The following is a 17400-nucleotide window of genomic DNA, read 5'->3' on the forward strand; positions in this document are numbered from 1 at the left end:
TTTAGCCACGCGAAGACGCGACGATCAGTGTACCGAGCACGCCCAGATCATGCGCGGCTTGGTATTCCGTTCGCTTGCGTTCATCTTTGGTGTCCAGCGCTTCTATCTCCGAGTCATAGAGATCACGACCGGTCGTGAGCAGGTCGATCAGTTCACGCTGACCCGCAACAAATTGCGTTTCGTAGTTCTCCAGAACCTTTCGCGCTTCGGCGATCTGCTTGACGCGCGAGGCCTCGCTCCTGCGCAGAATTCGGAGCTGTTCAAGGGCACTGTTCACTTTGTTAGTAAGTGTGCGTCGCGTTGCCAAAAGCGAAGACTCGGCTGCGCGAACATTCATGGTCGCAGCCTGAACCTGCCGCCGTCCAAGGCCGTTAGAGCTGAGATCAACGCCCGTGGTGATGCCGACCGCGCTGCTGGTTTTCCCGCCATTCAGATCGGCGCGTGCCTGTGCCTGTAGCTGGATAGAAGGTAGTCTGGAGGCCTTTGCGGTTTCCACACCGGCGACTGCCTCATCCATTCGCGACCTTGCAGCGATATAGTCGGGCGCAATGCGCACGGCTGACTTGATTTTGGTCGGCGAAGCGTAGCGCCGTGCGAAGCGCAATTGAGGGGGGCCTTGGTTCTTTTCACACTCTTGCCAACCAAAAACTCAACCTGTGAAAGCGCCATCTGCCGATTACCGACCAACTGCGCCAGCCGGTCCTCGCCCCGCGCAATCTCGAGTTGGGCGCGCGCCACTTCACCCCTGTCGCTGATACCCGCACGCGCCCGATCCTCAGCTTGCTTTGCGATGCGCCTTGCAAAGGTCATGTATCGCCGGGTCCGCGCGATCTTGAGATCAATCGTTTCAATGTCCAGATAGTATTGCGCGACCAGCAGGGTCAGGCTTTCGACCGACATCTTGAGATCAGATACCGCCTGAACCCGCACCTGCGAAGCGGCCGCAATCTTGCTCCGGATCAGGCCCCAGTCAAAGAGCACCTGAGACACGGTGAGCGTGACGCCGGGACCGTTCGAGCTGGTCGTCGCGCTGTCTCCTGACAGGCTGATGCTGGGGTAGTATTCGTCGCGGGCGGCCTGAATTTCGATACTGCGGCTGGCTACTTTTTGCCGGAGCGCGGTGATTTCGCCATCACGCTCAACAGCGCGCAAAACCGCTTCGCGCAGAGACATCTGGGCGTTTGCCGGACCGTTGACACCCAACATACCGAGCAACGAGGCGCACAACATGGCAAAACCCAGACGGCGGCTCAACGAAGGCAGACAGCGATGAAACTTAGTAAGACTCATTAAAAACTCTCTGTTGCCAATTCTGCTAGAATATCTTGAGCCGCATAGTCAGCGGCGAGTTCGACCGGATCGAACAGAATGGCACCCACGAGACCGCCGCTTGCCTGTAGCGCCGCATCATCGGCTGTTACCGTGCCGGTATCATCGGATTCAGCGGGGTCTTGCGCCGCTGAATCCTGCGCATTTGGATCGTTTTCCGCCGCTTGCCCGTCGAGCAGGTCGTCAGCGTCTACAACGCCCTCTTTGCCCCCCGTCAGTGCCACAACATCATCCGAAAACGTGCTTGCTTCTGCGCCATCGCTTGATGAGGCCGGTTCAGGTGCGGCGCTCTGCGCATCGCTCTGACCTTCGAGAAGCAATCCGAACCCAGAGCTCAGTGACAGGCCTGCGCCCATCAAAGCCTTTGTGCTCCACCCGCCCGTTTCCGCGCCCCCATCCCCGAAACCACCAGCTTGACCATCTGTGAGATGTTCCATCGCGCCTGCAGACCGCTGTTGGCCGACGGAAGCTTCGCCCTCATCCGGGGAAAGTTGAATATCCGGTTCAGGCCCCATGAGGCCGGTTATCACCGCTTCACCGGAGTCTGTGATCAGGCGGCTGAAGTCGCCGTCCGGGCCGATCACAAAGAAGTCCTCAACTTGCAGTGTCTTGCCGTTAGATAGTTGAATTTCAAGGTTGGTGCCTTGCTTGGCGTAACCGACCATGGCTCCGGCTTCTTGACCAATCATGATGTTTGTCGGGCTGTCCAAAGACACGTTTGACGCAACCCTAAGGTGACTCATAGTGTCACTCAAATTAATTGATTCGCCCATTTATGCGCCTTAGACCTAACTTGATTCCAAGCTACAGCAGTGCCAGCAATACCAATAAACTTCGCGCACTCTTTTGGCATTTAAAGTCCGCCCAAAGTGGCGGTTTCCCAAAAGGTGCATCTTAAAACTAACTACTGTTCACGCAACGTATACATAGCTTTATCACGATTGCTAGCCTTGCGAGCAAGATTTTGCCCTGTTCGACCATTGTGCATCCAATATGTGTCGAAACTTGTCCAAATTATGATCTTCTGTGGCAATTGGTCGGTAATAGCTAGATGTCTGGTTCATCCCACGTTGTCGTCATCTGAGCTTCCGAACAAACCACTTAAGAGCGAGCTTCCTTGATCTTCGTTATGACTGAACAAGGTGTTCAAAGCATCTTCGACAGCGTTGCCATCCAGCAGCTCTTCACCGCCGGCAGTTTCCAGAGCAGCGCCTTCGCCACCATCGCTTTCTTCATTGGCGATCAACTCGTTGAATGTGTTCGAAGTGCCAAGAATATCGTCAACACCGCCAGCAAGAATATCATTGAGCAAGCCATCAATTTCACCATCGGCGTCGGGGTCGCTCGCTGAGACAGGGGTATTGAGCAACCCTTGATCAACCAAAGCACCTGAGAGCCCCTCAGTACCGCCAAGACCTGCGAAAAGGTCATCTGCATTTTCGTCAATACCTGTCACGTCGATGTCAAAAACGTCATCCTGACCAAGCAGACCATCAAGCAAATCACTTTGAGGCAATTCAAGGACGGAATCTGAGGGAAGGTCGCCCGCGGCCAAATCATCTACGCCGAGCCCACCAATCAATGTCTCAAGAAATCCGTCGTCGCCTTCATCGCCGGGCAAATCCTGCTCAACGACATTTTCGAGCGGGGTTTCTGCATTTCCCGCCAATTCAGTTAAGGCCTCAGTATCACCCGAAGCAATAAGTTCGACATTATTGTCCTGAATCTCCGTTTCGGCTTGATCGTTCAGGCTGTTGAAAGGGTTGCTTGCAACGTCTTCAACCACCCCACTAACGACGCCATCTTCGGCCAACACGGAATCAAGGATCCCTGTGGGCGTGTCACCATCTGCAAGAATACCATCGCCAAGATTGCCATCGTCAGGGACAGGCGCGAACGTGTTTGCAAAAGCCTCAATAGCATCGCCTAGCCCACTGTTGTTATCCGAAGTAGAAAGGTGGGGGGCTGAAACGGTGTCGGTAACGGTCTCAACCACATCGTCAACTACGCTGTCTTCATCTGGCACCGGATCAAGCAAGCTTCCCAGAATGCCGCCCAGCAGGCCATCGTCCCCGAGCACGCCGTCAACCAGGCCATCCTCGCCCAGCACCGGGTCGAGGACATCGGAAACCGTATCGGTGACGGTCTCCACAACATCGGCGACCACACCATCTTCACCAAGGACAGGATCGAGGGCGCCGCCGAGCAGGCCGTCGTCCCCAAGCACGCCGTCAACCAGGCCATCCTCGCCCAACACCGGGTCGAGGACATCGGAAACAGTATCGGTGACGGTCTCCACAACATCGGCGACCACGCCCTCTTCGCCAAGGACCGGATCGAGGGCGCCACCGAGCAGGCCGTCGTCCCCAAGCACGCCGTCAACCAGGCCATCCTCGCCCAACACCGGGTCGAGGACATCGGAAACCGTATCGGTGACGGTCTCCACAACATCGGCGACCACACCCTCTTCGCCGAGGACCGGATCGAGGGCACCGCCGAGCAGGCCGTCGTCCCCGAGCACGCCGTCAACCAGGCCATCCTCGCCCAACACCGGGTCGAGGACATCGGAAACCGTATCGGTGACGGTCTCCACAACATCGGCGACCACACCCTCTTCGCCGAGGACCGGATCGAGGGCACCGCCGAGCAGGCCGTCGTCCCCGAGTACGCCGTCAACCAGGCCATCCTCGCCCAGCACAGGGTCGAGGACATCGGAAACCGTATCGGTGACGGTCTCCACAACATCGGCGACCACACCCTCTTCGCCGAGGACCGGATCGAGGGCACCGCCGAGCAGGCCGTCGTCCCCGAGTACGCCGTCAACCAGGCCATCCTCGCCCAGCACAGGGTCGAGGACAACGGAAACCGTATCGGTGACGGTCTCCACAACATCGGCGACCACACCCTCTTCGCCGAGGACCGGATCGAGGGCACCGCCAAGCAGGCCGTCGTCCCCGAGCACGCCGTCAACCAGGCCATCCTCGCCCAACACCGGGTCGAGGACATCGGACACAGTATCGGTAACGGTCTCCACAACATCGGTGACCACACCATCTTCGCCGAGGACCGGATCGAGGGCACCGCCGAGCAGGCCGTCGTCCCCGAGCACGCCGTCAACCAGGCCATCCTCGCCCAGCACCGGGGCTAGGACATCGGACACGGTATCGGTGACGGTCTCCACAACATCGGCGACCACACCATCTTCGCCAAGGACCGGATCGAGGGCACCGCCAAGCAGGCCGTCGTCCCCGAGCACGCCGTCAACCAGGCCATCCTCGCCCAGCACAGGGTCGAGAACATCGGAAACCGTATCGGTGACGGTCTCCACAACATCGGCGACCACACCCTCTTCGCCGAGGACCGGATCGAGGGCACCGCCAAGCAGGCCGTCGTCCCCGTCTTCGTAGGTATGGGCAGTGTTTTCCTGGGTCGTACTCGGAGTGTTAACAAGCTCTTCCGCCCCGGGAAAACCGTCTTCAGCCGCAGATTGGGTAGCACTAAGCTGCGGCGCTTGAGGATCCGGCTTGCTGGAAACCGGCTTGGGCGTCTCTACTTGCTTCTCAACCGACGTGACAGTGGAATCGAAGGCGGGAAGGACTTCGAGAAGTTCCGATTGCGTTTCGGCGCCTGCGTTCTCTGTCGCGGTTGCAGCGATGTCCACCGCGCTAGCCGTTGCAGCTCCGGGCAAATCAAAGTCAACTGATGTCTCCATCAACCCATCGGGATTTAGACCATCAACACCATTTAGTGCCGCCTTATCATTTGGCTCGGTCGGTGTGCGATCTTCTTTCGCCTGAGCTTCCGGAGTCTCAACGAGCAACGCATCGGCTGAATTGGATGAAAACGCCTGAGCGCCTTCCTGTGATCCGCTCTGCATTGCCAGCCCCATACCGATCACGCCGGCGTTGATCGAGGTCGACTGCTGCCGAGCAATCCTTTCGCTGGCGTCGCCCCCATCAGCATAGCCCGAATCAAAAGTGCTTTCAGCGCGATTGCTATTGGTCGCTTGAGTGTCGTCGCGACCGTCGCGTTTCAATGGGCGTTCGTTCATCTACCAAACTCTCACAGCCAGCTTGCAAACAAGGCTAAAACACTGCTTTGAGCAGCTGTGATGCCTTGAGCAAACTCGCACTTCAGGAAAGGCTCTCTCACCGTTACGGCCTATTGAACCCATACTAATGATATCATTCACAAACTATAGTATAAGTTTGACCGCCGCTTTGCAAGACTGAAGGGTGCTGCGATACATGGCCGCTCCGATCCAGGCGCAGGATGACCGGACATGCCCGACTTAGGACTGTGTTACTTTGGCCCACGAATCTAAACAACATAGGCAATATAGCGTAAATTTACGAGACTGTATGCAACGTACAGCAGCCCATAAGAAAGCCGCCCAATTGACGCGAAAGCCGAAAGATATATAACAACACACTTAAGTATGGATGCTCGCGAATACCCAGCTTAACATGTTGCGACTTAAATCGAAAATTCAGCGCAGTGCGGAGTATCTGTACTCAAGGCTGAGCCAACCGGGTGACCTAAAGAACGATAGTTTTGTCCAAAAAGGTTTCGTCGATGCCAAGAAAGAAGAAATCGGGTAGTGGGGCGATGCTCTCTCGGGTGCAAAAGGCAAAAGCCCAAAAAGCGCGCCAAATTCGCGATCTGATGCCAGCAAACAAAAAACAGGCATTGCCCGATGCTCTGGCCCCTTACCCGCTTGTGTCTATGGCGAAACTCCTGGAGCAAGCGAAAGACGCCTTGCGACACACTCCGGAACTGTCCGGAGATGTTCAATCGACGGCTTCGCTTCCGCTACGGGTCTTCTTCTCATTCTGTGATGGCCGAAAGCGGGCCGAAGTGGTGAACTTCTCAGGTCAAAATCTGGCAGAGGTTTTGCAGCAGGCTGAGTCCTGGGTGCAGCAAAAAAACGACGATGCTTCTGCAACGCGTTGGCTTCGTGTTGATTGGGTCGATCAAACTTGGACGCGAAACTGGCAAGATGTGCAGCAAGCGATGCTCCAGAGCAAGCGCAATTACTTTCGTTACGGTATTGCCCTGGATGCAGGCTTTAAGCACGCGTTCTTGGAGCAAGAGCTGAATGCCAACGCAATGCTCTACCTTGGTGCCAAGTTCCAACATGCCGGAGTGAACGAGAAGAACTTTACGCTTTATGCCCGCAAACGCTTCGGGCAAGATTTCCAGTTGCCAGAAGATGGCGACCGCGAGGTGGAACTTTTTTCAACTCAGGCTCTGTTCTTCTCAGCAGAACGTCCGCCGGTGACCCTGAATGGGTTTAGCGGAGGGTCCGAGGGTCGAGATACGGGGCGCCGCTTTATTCAAGCGCTGGATGCCGACATTGTCGAGAACCTGATTGCTCAATCCAGCAGTTTTCTTGCCGACCAGGTTGATGCACAAGGCAAGTTTGTTTACGGCATTCACCCCTGTTTTGATCGGGAGATAGATACATACAACACACTTCGTCATACCAGCACGATCTACGCGATGTTAGAGGCTTGGGAGATTACGAAGAGCAATGCCTTGAAAGCCGCTATCGATCGCGCGATTCGTCTGCTTACCAATAATTTTATTCACCAATACACGCTCAGCGACGGAAGAAAAGTCGCATATTTGCGCGACCTTAATAGCGAAATAAAGCTGGGCGGAAACGCTGTTTGCCTACTCTCTTTGGTTAAGTTTACTGAGCTGACAGGCAGCAAGAAATACCTCGAGCTCTTAGAAGAGTTGGCTCTTGGTGTTGAGAATATGCAAGACAAGGCGACTGGCCAATTTGTGCATGTCTTGAACGCTCATGATCTTTCCGTAAAGGAACAGTTTCGTATCGTCTATTACGATGGCGAAGCAGCGTTTGGGTTGATGCGCTTGTATGGGCTCACCAAAGATCAACGCTGGCTCGAAGCTGTGGAGCGCGCCTTTGAATACTTCATAGCCCAGGAACACTGGAAGACGAATGACCACTGGCTCAGCTATTGTGTCAACGAATTGACCTTGTATCGGCCCGACGAACGATACTTCCAGTTCGGGATAAAGAATTTTGCCGGTCATTTGGAATTCGTGGCAGATCGTATCACGACCTTCCCTACCCTGCTGGAGCTCATGATGGCAGCGCACAAGATGATAGGTCGGCTGCGACTAAGCGAAGAGCATCGCCATTTGCTGGCGCAGGTTGAAATGGAAAGATTTTACGACGCACTCGAAAAGCGCGCCAATTATCTATTAAACGGCTTCTTCTGGCCAGAGTTTGCAATGTTCTTCAAGAACCCGAAAAGAATACTCGGAAGCTTTTTCATCCGGCATCATTCATTCAGGACGAGAATTGATGATGTCGAGCATTACCTGTCCGGCTATGTCGCGTATCTCTCACATTACCTTCGAGAACCGGATAGTTTGTCGTCATCGGGGAGCGATTAGCTCAACTGATCCCAGGTTGCCTCATGGCCATCCCGGCATGCAGGGGCCTCGCAACGATTGGAAAATTCGGCAGGCTAAACGAGGCCCATTTCGCGCGCAACGAGCGCAGCTTGCGTACGGTTCTTTGCCTCGAGCTTGGAGCATATCGATTTGACGTGCATTTACAGTTGCCTCGGCGAGGGCGAGCACAGAGCCGATTTCACGGTTTGGTTTCCCTTCGCTCAGCAGGGCGAGCACTTCCATTTCCCGACTGGAAAGAGAGGCTGTGTTCGGCTGGAGTGTTTTGACCTTCTGCATATCAAAAAGCTCAACAGGAACATAGCGTCCGCCGCTCGCCATAAAGCGGATCTCGTTTGTCAGGTTTTTCAATGATTCCGTTTTAAGGACGATTCCGGCACCGCCCAACTCCAAACATTCAGAAACAACTTGGCTGGAGGGGTTGCTGGTCAGGATCCCAACCGGTTTTCCCCCATTTCGTTCAAGTGCGCGGCTTAGTCCGCCAACACCATTCATGCCGGGCATATCCAAATCGACGAGCACCAGATCAAACGGACCGTTACTATCGATTTTGGCCAAAGCGGTTTCGAGGTCCGGAGCAGTCTCAGCCTCGAAATCTGGGAGGTTCGAAAGAAACTGCTCCAGCATTTCAAGGATCATGCCGTGATCGTCCGCAATCAAAACTCGAACCGGTTGGGTGCTCTCTTCTGTCATATTCGTTACCTCATCGGAAACTCTTACACGAAAGCTGACCTTTGCACTAGATTGCTAGGCCAGCTGACGCTTCGTACCTTGCGGAAGACATGGGCCGACCTCGTTTGTCGGAACGCCAAGCCGTGATTTATGCGATACCGAGCCCTCGGGAAAGGGGAAATGGTCATTGATGGCACGTCAACTCATCAGTGCGATTTCGTCGGAGGTCCGCTCAAGCGCGTTTTTGAGATCAGCCATCGGGGAAGCCAAATCCGCACCCGGCGTTTCAATACAGAGCTCGATAGCGCGCAAGCAATGCTCGACCAGTTTAAGGCCGGTCAAACCGCACGCACCGGTCGCAGCATGCAGCGCTCGGGCGGTTTCTTCCTCACGCACGCCGGTTTCGTTTATATCTTGCCAGGCAGAGTGCGCTTCGGACAGCGCGCGCTTCATAAAGCCACAAGCCTGATCGCGCCCGAGCTCGCTTGTAAGCTCGCCTGCGACTTCTTTGCATAGTGCCGGGATGGAGGGCGGGGTCCGAGGTGTGGCAGTGGCCAGTTGTTTTTTTGGGCGTGTCATGGAGCTGCGCGTTTTAACTGCGTTTAGAACTTCGGAGCGTAGTTGAGCGCTGCGAATGGGCTTTGTCAGCATTTTTTCCATACCGAGTTGCCGACAGGTCTCGCGCAAAGTCTCATCTATATGCGCCGTGATCCCCAACAAATGGCCACGCCATGCCATCTCTCCGATTTTTTGGGCCTTGGCGATGCGACGCAAGAGTTCGACGCCACTGATATGCGGTAGGGTCATATCGGAAAGAAGAAGCTGGATACCATGCTCGGCGTCGGGTTGCTTCAAAACATCCAATGCCTCTAGGCCGTTCTCGACGGCTTGAACTTTGGCACCAGTACTCTGGAGAACCTGGGTTATCCAGGATCTGCTCGCTGGGCTGTCTTCGACAACCAGAATGCCAACGCCTGAAAGCGGGCTGCTATGTTGAGCCGCCCCGGGGGGAGTATCTGAGGGCTTATCAGGGGTTGCACCCGCCAGCGCAAACCGAACACGAAGTATCGAGCCAGCGATGTGCTCCTCGGTCTTGGCGACGGGCAAGCCGTCTGCGTTTCGGTCAAGAATCTCCATTTGCCCGCCAAGTTGCCGTAATGCATGAGCCAATACGTTCATTCCGGCTGAAGGTCTTTGGTTTTCTCCTTGCTCTTGGGTAGCGCTCGCTTCGCTTATGATCTCGGTGTGCCCAAGCGCCCGTTGAAGCCGCGCTTTCTGATCAGCTGGGATACCGCCCCCGAAATCGGCGACTTCAATGAAAACGAGCACCTCTTGAGGTGCCTCACCATTCTCCACGGATGCGTTCTTGCGGGTGCATGTCAAGCAGACATCTATTCTGTTACCGCCGTACTTGACCGAGTTGTCGACCATATTTTGCATGAGCGCACGCACAAATCGAACCGGCCCAGTTGTCCAGATTTCGCCCTCAGGCGTTTGCGTGAGCGTTACTGATGCGCCCCGTGATTTGGCAATCGGATCGATCATTTGCACAACGCTGGCAAGTTCGGCGCTAAGGTCAAAAGCTTCATCTTCTTGGAGCCCAGACGCGGTGAGCTCTCCCCGCAAAACCTTGAGAACATTATCAATGTGGTCCAGCGTATGCCCCGCCGCTCCGCGCATCATTTCGCGCGACTGCATTGCTTGCGCACTATCCGCAGGTTGCTGTTCAAAGACATCATCGATTGTTGCGAGCAAAGACTGAATTGGCGTTCGAAGGTCATGGGCAACACGCATCAGCGTCGCAGTACGCGCCCGGTTTCGAAGTACCGTCGCCTCTTGATCGCTTTCGGCTAAACGCAACAGGTACCCATTAGCTTGCTCCATTGGGAAATGGACAACTTCGCCTTCATAGTTCGCGCCATTGTGAGAAAAGGAGACGGCAATGCTCCCCGCACGTTTCGCCTTTTTGCATAGGGTCGGCCAGTTAAGCGTACCAACCATAGCATCCCCGTCGAGCCCCAAGCGGTTCGCAGGGGCATTCGCCAGAAGAATCTCGGCCGTTTCAGTGGCGAGAATTGTGGGCCGCCTATCTGTTGCGATGATACGTGCCGCGGCCCTAAGCGCCGATCTAACGGTTTCAGCGTTTGAGGTCGTGTTATTCGTGTCGGGCACGTGTTTACTCCAGTGCGTAATGTTGCTCAGTATTCCACTTGATCTTTGGATTGTGCAACCTGAATGGATACCAGCCATTAGCCAAAAGACTAAAGTAGTGAAGCTCTGTATTCGCGTGCTATGAAAGTCGCCCTCGCCGAATCCTTCCCTAACGGTTTGTAGTGGCGTGCGTTGGAACGAGCCGATCTGTTGATGTCGGCACCTGTTTTCCGTGCTGGAAGTCGTTTGCCTCATGACGTCGAAAGTGAACGATCTGCGCCTCGTTGGGTTTTGTGGTGCGCTACGTTAATTCGATCAAGCGACCTTAGCCAACCATATGATGAGCAACAACGCCCGCTAAACCTCTTGGTGATTCTTAGAGGCACAAAAAATTCGGGCCGTGCCCCGGCCGGTTGAACGCACTCAAAAATATCAAAAGTATGTATCTCAACAAAAACTTGCGCTGCGTAAGCGCCAAAACGGCTATTTCATTGACTGTCACAACGTTGCAAGGGCCTGAGGATCGTGCTTATGCAGGTGGAATCGCTATAAAAATTGCCATTAATCGTTGACTTCACAGTCTTTAGTCGGTCATTTATATCCTTAAGTTATATGCACATACAAAAGTCTGTTTTCGCCTTATGGGGGCGTCGCACTACAAGGAGTTAAATTCATGGCCAACACGACAATCCAAGCGGGCACCGCTATTGGAATAGACATCCCAGTGGATCGGGACCAAGTCCTCCGCTATGTCAAAAAGGGGAAGGATCTACAGGTAGAACTGCAAAACGGTGACGCGATCACCGTGAAAGACTATTACACGCCCGCCGAAAATGGGTCGCTGCACAGTCTGGTCTTCGCTGATGGCGTTGAAGACACCCCTGGGGGTGAAGAGGTCGGCGCTGGCGCAGGAATGGCGAATGAAGAGATCATTGGCGCGGCTGCGCTTGGTGGGCTCGGTTTGGCGGCATTGGCCGGCGGCGGTAGTGGCGATGACGGCGATGCGGATGCCGACGCGGATGCAGATGCCGACGCGGATGCCGACGCGGATGCAGATGCCGACGCGGATGCGGATGCCGACGCGGATGCAGATGCCGACGCGGATGCAGATGCCGACGCGGATGCGGATGCGGATGCCGACGCGGATGCGGATGCCGACGCGGATGCGGATGCCGACGCGGATGCAGATGCCGACGCGGATGCAGATGCCGACGCGGATGCGGATGCCGACGCGGATGCAGATGCCGACGCGGATGCAGATGCCGACGCGGATGCGGATGCCGACGCGGATGCAGATGCCGACGCGGATGCAGATGCCGACGCGGATGCAGATGCCGACGCGGATGCGGATGCCGACGCGGATGCGGATGCCGACGCGGATGCCGACGCGGATGCAGATGCCGACGCGGATGCAGATGCCGACGCGGATGCGGATGCCGACGCGGATGCGGATGCGGATGCCGACGCGGATGCCGACGCGGATGCGGATGCCGACGCGGATGCGGATGCCGACGCGGATGCCGACGCGGATGCAGATGCCGACGCGGATGCGGATGCCGACGCGGATGCGGATCAAGGTCTTCTCGACCCGCTTGTCTCTGACGATGGTTTGCTGGGTGCCGTAACCGGCAACAATGGATTGCTCGGTGATGTTACGGGATCAGATGGTCTGCTTGGAGATTTGATCGGCAGTGGCTCCGATCTCGGCGACGAGGGTGAGCAATTGATTGGTCAGCCGGTGCTGGGTGGAGACGAAGTCACCAGTGATGTGGGGCTGGCCGATGGTTTGATTTCCGATAATGGCCTTCTCGGTCCGGTCACGGGGAATTCCGGCCTTCTGGGAGATGTGACGGGTTCTCAAGGGCTGCTCGGAGACCTGGTTGGCAATGACGGCTCGCTATCCGGTGTTACCGGGGCAGACGGGCTTGTCGGAAGCCTGACGAATACCGGCCTGCTGGGCAATGGGACGCCTAACGATTCGCCCGACGCGCTTGACGATCTGCTTGGTGAAAACGGGCCTCTCGGAGCTCTCCTTGGCGACGATGGCCTGCTTGGCGACGTAACTGGTGAAGACGGCCTACTTGGTGGTCTAACCGATGACGAAGGCTTGCTCGGCGGACTGACCGGAGACGAAGGTCTGCTCGGCAATGTAACCGGTGAAGACGGCCTCCTTGGTGGTCTAACCGGAGATGAAGGCTTGCTTGGCGGACTGACCGGAGACGAAGGTCTGCTCGGCAATGTAACCGGTGAAGACGGCCTACTTGGTGGTCTAACCGGTGACGAGGGCTTGCTCGGCGGACTGACCGGAGACGAAGGTCTGCTCGGCAATGTAACCGGTGAAGACGGCCTCCTTGGTGGTCTAACCGGTGACGAGGGCTTGCTTGGCGGACTGACAGGCGACGAAGGTCTGCTCGGCAATGTAACCGGTGACGAGGGCCTCCTTGGTGGTCTAACCAGTGACGAAGGCTTGCTCGGCGGACTGATCGGAGACGAAGGTCTGCTCGGCAATGTAACCGGTGAAGACGGCCTCCTTGGTGGTCTAACCGGTGACGAAGGCTTGCTCGGCGGACTGACCGGAGACGAAGGTCTGCTCGGCAATGTAACCGGTGAAGACGGCCTCCTTGGTGGTCTAACCGGTGACGAGGGCTTGCTCGGCGGACTGACAGGCGACGAAGGTCTGCTCGGCAATGTAACCGGTGAAGACGGCCTCCTTGGTGGTCTAACCGGTGACGAGGGCTTGCTCGGCGGACTGACAGGCGACGAAGGTCTGCTCGGCAATGTAACCGGTGAAGACGGCCTCCTTGGTGGTCTAACCGGTGACGAAGGCTTGCTCGGCGGACTGACCGGAGACGAAGGTCTGCTCGGCAATGTAACCGGTGACGAGGGCGTACTCGGAGGTTTGACCGGAGGCGGATTGCTTGATGGTCTCACCGATGGAGGGGATTTGCTCGATCCTCTGACCAACCTGCTCGGTGGCGACGATCCCATTGTGTGATATAATCGCGCAGCTTTCTGCCTAAGCCAATGAAAGAGCCCTTGCGGTACAATGCGTAAGGGCTCTTTCAAGAAACTGCTCAAGATCAGCACACTGCAAGTGCAGCCCAACATGTGGTTCGCGAACACGAATTACAGCGATTTGAGCGAATTAGTGGAGCAAACAAGGCCACCCGCATCCGTCACGGCACAAGCATGGAGGCAACAGAATGGAAGACCCCGATGATGTCGACCCAATAGAGGCCAACTGCGAGGTTCCCATAGATTTCCCCGACGAAATTTGCGGCTCGCCCTTGCCTGGCGTTGTCATAATAGGAATTTTCTTTGCCGCGACGTTGACATTGATAACAGGGTTGCTCGGTTTCGGGATTTGGCTGATGTTGTTGGCCTATACGCTCGGAGGGGCCACCGCCATGATAATTTCCGCGATCGTTTCCCTACATAGCCGGGGTCGAAGCACACTAAAAAGCAAGGTCGAAGAAGAAGAGTTCTGCAGCTTCGCCAAGAAGCCAGCCCAAAACTCCTCTTTGGCGCATTACGAAACGCCAAAAGCGGCCGCTTTCAGGCTATAGCCACGCCCGCAAGTTGCGGCCGAGCCGATATGATATTGCCCTAAGAGCAAATTGAGAAAAGTTAGATGTGCCCGACAAGTCCTCCCCTTCGCACTGGAACCGTTGCTTGGGGGGGAGATGTCAATATAGGCCGGCGGTTTCACTTTCGATTTGAACGCGCCAATGCCCGCAAAGCGCTTGCACGAATTGCGCCCTTGGCCGAAGCCGATCTGACCATCGTGAACCTCGAGTGTGTTGTCGCCACGACGGGGGCCGAGGCGATCGACAAGGGCGAGCGCGCATCCTACTATTTTCGCGCCCGTCCCGAAATGCTCGATACACTTGTGGATGGCGGCGTCGATCTTGTCGCAACCGCGAACAACCACAGCGGCGACTATGGCCCTGAGGCGCTGCTCGAACAGGCGAAGTGGCTCGACAGGGCCGGCATCGGTCACGCCGGTTCGGGACAGTGTCGCGATGCCGCGTTCCACCCCGTCATTCGCCGCGCGGGCGGGCTTGATGTGGCACTGTTTTCTGTAGATGCAACCCAAGAAAGCTTTGCCGCAGAAGAGGACAAACCAGGGATCGCTTGGCTCGATCCGCGCAATCCGGCCGACTGGAAAACCATAATGGAACCGCGCATTTCTGCGGCTCGCGATCTCGCAGATGTGGTTCTGGTCGCTGTTCACTGGGGACCAAACAACCGGAACGCTCCAGACAAATCTGAAATAGTGGGCGGGCATGCCTTGATTGATGCCGGGGCAGACGCGGTACTAGGCACGTCAGCCCATGTATTGCAGGGGATTGAGGTCTATAAGAATCGGCCGATCTTGCACGATGCTGGTGATCTTCTGTTTGATGCTCTCACGCGATCGGACACAGACAGTGGTGTTTTCACCCTCGACCTCGATCACCGAGGGGTAACCGCGGTACGATTTACACCTCTCGAGATTGGGTTTTGCCGCACTTTGCCTTACGAGGGGGACGCAGCGAACGCCGCGGTGCAGAGGTTTTCTGAGAAATGCGCAGCCCTAGGCTCGGCGCTCGAACAGGCAGGTGATGGAAAGGGCGTTCTTCGCATCGAGCCGCCCGATCGCGCGATGAGCGAGCAGCGTCCGGCGCGAACACATACAGAAAGAACCAGCATAAGCGGCCTTGGCGCCCCGCGGCCCGAATGGCTTGCTAACGATGTCCCGGAAGATGCCCGCATCCCCGAGGTGCTGCAGATCGGAGAGATGGAGTTACTTGGCCTGCGCCTCTCCCCCGACCGTCTGGAAAAAACGGGCCTGATCGAGGTGGAATCTTGGTGGAGAATTCCTCGTCCCGTTGGCTGCGACTGGCGCATCGATTTTCGCGCCGAGCCGCCACAGCCGGGCGAAGTTGGCAGTTGGGGACTTGGCTGCTCGCATGACCCGTGCGATTGGATGTGGCCCCTCAGCCGCTGGTCCACAGGACAGATATATCGCGATTTCTATACACTTCGCCCCTCAAAGGTGGCGAACTGGCTCGATACAACCCTGACGCTGTCAGTCGGACTGGTTAGCCATCGTGGCAAGACCCAGCGGGTTTCCTTGCCCCATACCGTAGGTTTTGAGCTATCGTCGAAGCAGGGGTTTGCAGTACTTCGGAAAAATCCGGCTAAATACGAGGCCCCGCCTCTCGATGCGATAGAACCAACACCTGAAATCCTTTGGACAGCCAAACAGCTTGAACAAATTACCGGAGGAAAATGGCTTGTCCCCCCGCCAGAGGGATGGTTCGTCCGGTCAGTAACGCACAAGATCAAACAACATGAAAACTGGGGGTTTAAAGCGCCAAAGCTGGTTGCACTTATTGATCAGCGTATGGCCATGCGTCACGAATTAAGCGATTTTACGTCGCAGCCGTGCTGGGATTTGCACAAAGACCTCCCACAGTTGCAGCATAAAGTCGCCGGGGCCATCGTCGCCAGACCTGTTGAGGGGGTGGACCCAGACTTCCCCTTGCTTCAAGTTAGCGACCCATTGCATGCCATTCTTCAGCTCGGCGCGTTTGCGCGAAACCGAATGAAGGGCAAAGTTGTCGCCATTACGGGGAGCGCCGGAAAGACGTCACTTTGTCAGATGCTAATCCAAGCACTTGGCCCGAACTGCAACGTCAGCGGCACCTTTGGCACAAACTATAACTCGCGCGTTGGCATGTTGCATCAACTCGCAAATACGCCGGAGTCGACCGATGTTGCCGTCGTTGAAGCAGCAGCCACGGCCATCAATGCACCGAAGTTTCAAAACATCCGGCTCGTACGTCCCGACGTTGGTGTCATTACCAATATTTCTGCCTCGCATTTACGCGGCAACGAAGGATTGAAGGCGGTGGCCCGCCGCAAGGCCAACATCATCGAAGGCATAGCACCAGGCGGCATTCTGGTGCTAAATCGTGACATAGCGTTCTATGGCGATTTTCGCGAGCACGCCGCGCGCCGCAATGTGCGCGTCTTGACCTATGGTCAATCAGAAGGGGCGGATTTGCGTCTCTCATCCTATACTCAGGCGGATGGGAAAGTCGTTGTCCAATTCCCGCATGGGCAGAAGCTTGCATTTCAAATTGCGGCGTTAGGCCTGCACATGGCAATGAACAGCATCGCCGCCATAGCTGTCCGCTTGATATTGGGGGGTCCGCTAAAACCCTTCCTTGCTGAACTGTCAAAGTTTCAGCCTAAGCCAGGACGAGGCGCGATCACGTCTGTAAAATTCAACGAAAAGACTCTTTCCGTTGTGGATGAATCCTATAATGCAAACCCTGCATCGATGCAGGCTGCTATAGAAATGGTTGCAGCGATGCCTACGGCTAACAGGCGTATTCTCATCTTGGGCGATATGGCAGAACTCGGGACGAATGCAGCACAATATCATCGTGATCTTGCCACGCAAGTTCACCTGGCAAAGCCCGACACTGTGCTGCTATGTGGGCCATTGATGGCAGATTTATGGGATGAATTGCACAGTAAAGAAATGCCAAGCTTTTCCGGTGAGCATTATCAACAGGTAGCGGACCTATTGTCTGATCTTGACCGCTTCTTGCAAACTGGTGACGCAATACTTGTCAAAGCGTCCAATTCTATGAAGTTTGCAAGGGTTCTGGATTTCCTTCAAGGAAAATGAACCCATAAAGCGACGTCCCATAACATGGAAAGTTACCGGCGGTTCCTAAGCTGCTATTGGCCCGAGATGATTAGGTTTGGTCTAGTTTTTTCGCAGTCCCCAGACTGGGCCAGATC

The 17400-nt window shown here is 55.9% G+C and carries 10 protein-coding genes; 4 read left to right on the plus strand and 6 right to left on the minus strand.

The genetic code is table 11. The features are described 5' to 3' along the window. Position 1: 1 nt before the first annotated feature. From N4R57_17350 to N4R57_17365, 4 genes are all read right to left on the minus strand, one after another. Positions 2-496, minus strand: coding sequence for a TolC family protein (locus N4R57_17350; GenBank protein ID UYV36737.1), 495 nt, complete (start codon positions 494-496; stop codon positions 2-4). Beyond that, positions 430-1254: a TolC family protein gene (locus N4R57_17355; GenBank protein UYV36738.1), complete on the minus strand. Its 825-nt coding sequence runs from the start codon at positions 1252-1254 to the stop codon at positions 430-432. Before N4R57_17355 ends, N4R57_17350 begins: the two co-directional genes overlap by 67 nt. Positions 1255-1289: 35 nt before the next feature. Beyond that, complete coding sequence (locus tag N4R57_17360; protein ID UYV36739.1) at positions 1290-1994, minus strand: hypothetical protein; 705 nt, start codon at positions 1992-1994, stop codon at positions 1290-1292. A 395-nt stretch (positions 1995-2389) separates the two neighbouring features. Then, positions 2390-5380 carry a hypothetical protein gene (locus N4R57_17365; GenBank protein UYV36740.1) on the minus strand — a complete coding sequence of 997 codons (2991 nt, stop codon included), beginning with the start codon at positions 5378-5380 and terminating at the stop codon, positions 2390-2392. A 503-nt stretch (positions 5381-5883) separates the two neighbouring features. Between N4R57_17365 and N4R57_17370 the strand changes: the two genes are divergently transcribed. Continuing rightward, the gene (locus N4R57_17370; GenBank protein UYV36741.1) at positions 5884-7758 is read left to right on the plus strand and encodes a hypothetical protein; all 1875 of its coding nucleotides are present in this window, start codon (positions 5884-5886) and stop codon (positions 7756-7758) included. 21 nt (positions 7759-7779) lie between these two features. Here the strand turns inward: N4R57_17370 and N4R57_17375 are convergent, their stop codons facing one another. Both N4R57_17375 and N4R57_17380 read right to left on the minus strand, forming a co-directional pair. Then, entirely contained in the window at positions 7780-8469 is a 690-nt protein-coding gene (locus N4R57_17375; protein ID UYV36742.1) for a response regulator, read from the minus strand. A gap of 177 nt (positions 8470-8646) precedes the next feature. Further along, positions 8647-10620: a response regulator gene (locus N4R57_17380; protein ID UYV36743.1), complete on the minus strand. Its 1974-nt coding sequence runs from the start codon at positions 10618-10620 to the stop codon at positions 8647-8649. A 652-nt stretch (positions 10621-11272) separates the two neighbouring features. Between N4R57_17380 and N4R57_17385 the strand changes: the two genes are divergently transcribed. The 3 genes from N4R57_17385 (at position 11273) to N4R57_17395 (ending at position 17284) form a co-directional block, all read left to right on the plus strand. Beyond that, positions 11273-13594 (plus strand): hypothetical protein, encoded by a 2322-nt coding sequence (locus N4R57_17385; GenBank protein ID UYV36744.1) that lies wholly within the window; start codon positions 11273-11275, stop codon positions 13592-13594. 208 nt (positions 13595-13802) lie between these two features. Then, the gene (locus tag N4R57_17390; protein UYV36745.1) at positions 13803-14165 is read left to right on the plus strand and encodes a hypothetical protein; all 363 of its coding nucleotides are present in this window, start codon (positions 13803-13805) and stop codon (positions 14163-14165) included. A 65-nt stretch (positions 14166-14230) separates the two neighbouring features. After that, positions 14231-17284, plus strand: coding sequence for a CapA family protein (locus tag N4R57_17395; protein ID UYV36746.1), 3054 nt, complete (start codon positions 14231-14233; stop codon positions 17282-17284). Positions 17285-17400: the final 116 nt, after the last annotated feature.

This window comes from Rhodobacteraceae bacterium D3-12, from assembly GCA_025916135.1.
In the GTDB taxonomy this organism is placed as follows: domain Bacteria; phylum Pseudomonadota; class Alphaproteobacteria; order Rhodobacterales; family Rhodobacteraceae; genus JAKGBX01.

Coding starts and splice junctions, on each gene's coding strand:
- N4R57_17360 (UYV36739.1), bottom strand. CDS start 1,994: ATGGTCGGTTACGCCAAGCAAGGCACCAACCTTGAAATTCAACTATCT.
- N4R57_17365 (UYV36740.1), bottom strand. CDS start 5,380: ATGAACGAACGCCCATTGAAACGCGACGGTCGCGACGACACTCAAGCG.
- N4R57_17390 (UYV36745.1), top strand. CDS start 13,803: ATGGAAGACCCCGATGATGTCGACCCAATAGAGGCCAACTGCGAGGTT.
- N4R57_17375 (UYV36742.1), bottom strand. CDS start 8,469: ATGACAGAAGAGAGCACCCAACCGGTTCGAGTTTTGATTGCGGACGAT.
- N4R57_17395 (UYV36746.1), top strand. CDS start 14,231: ATGTGCCCGACAAGTCCTCCCCTTCGCACTGGAACCGTTGCTTGGGGG.
- N4R57_17385 (UYV36744.1), top strand. CDS start 11,273: ATGGCCAACACGACAATCCAAGCGGGCACCGCTATTGGAATAGACATC.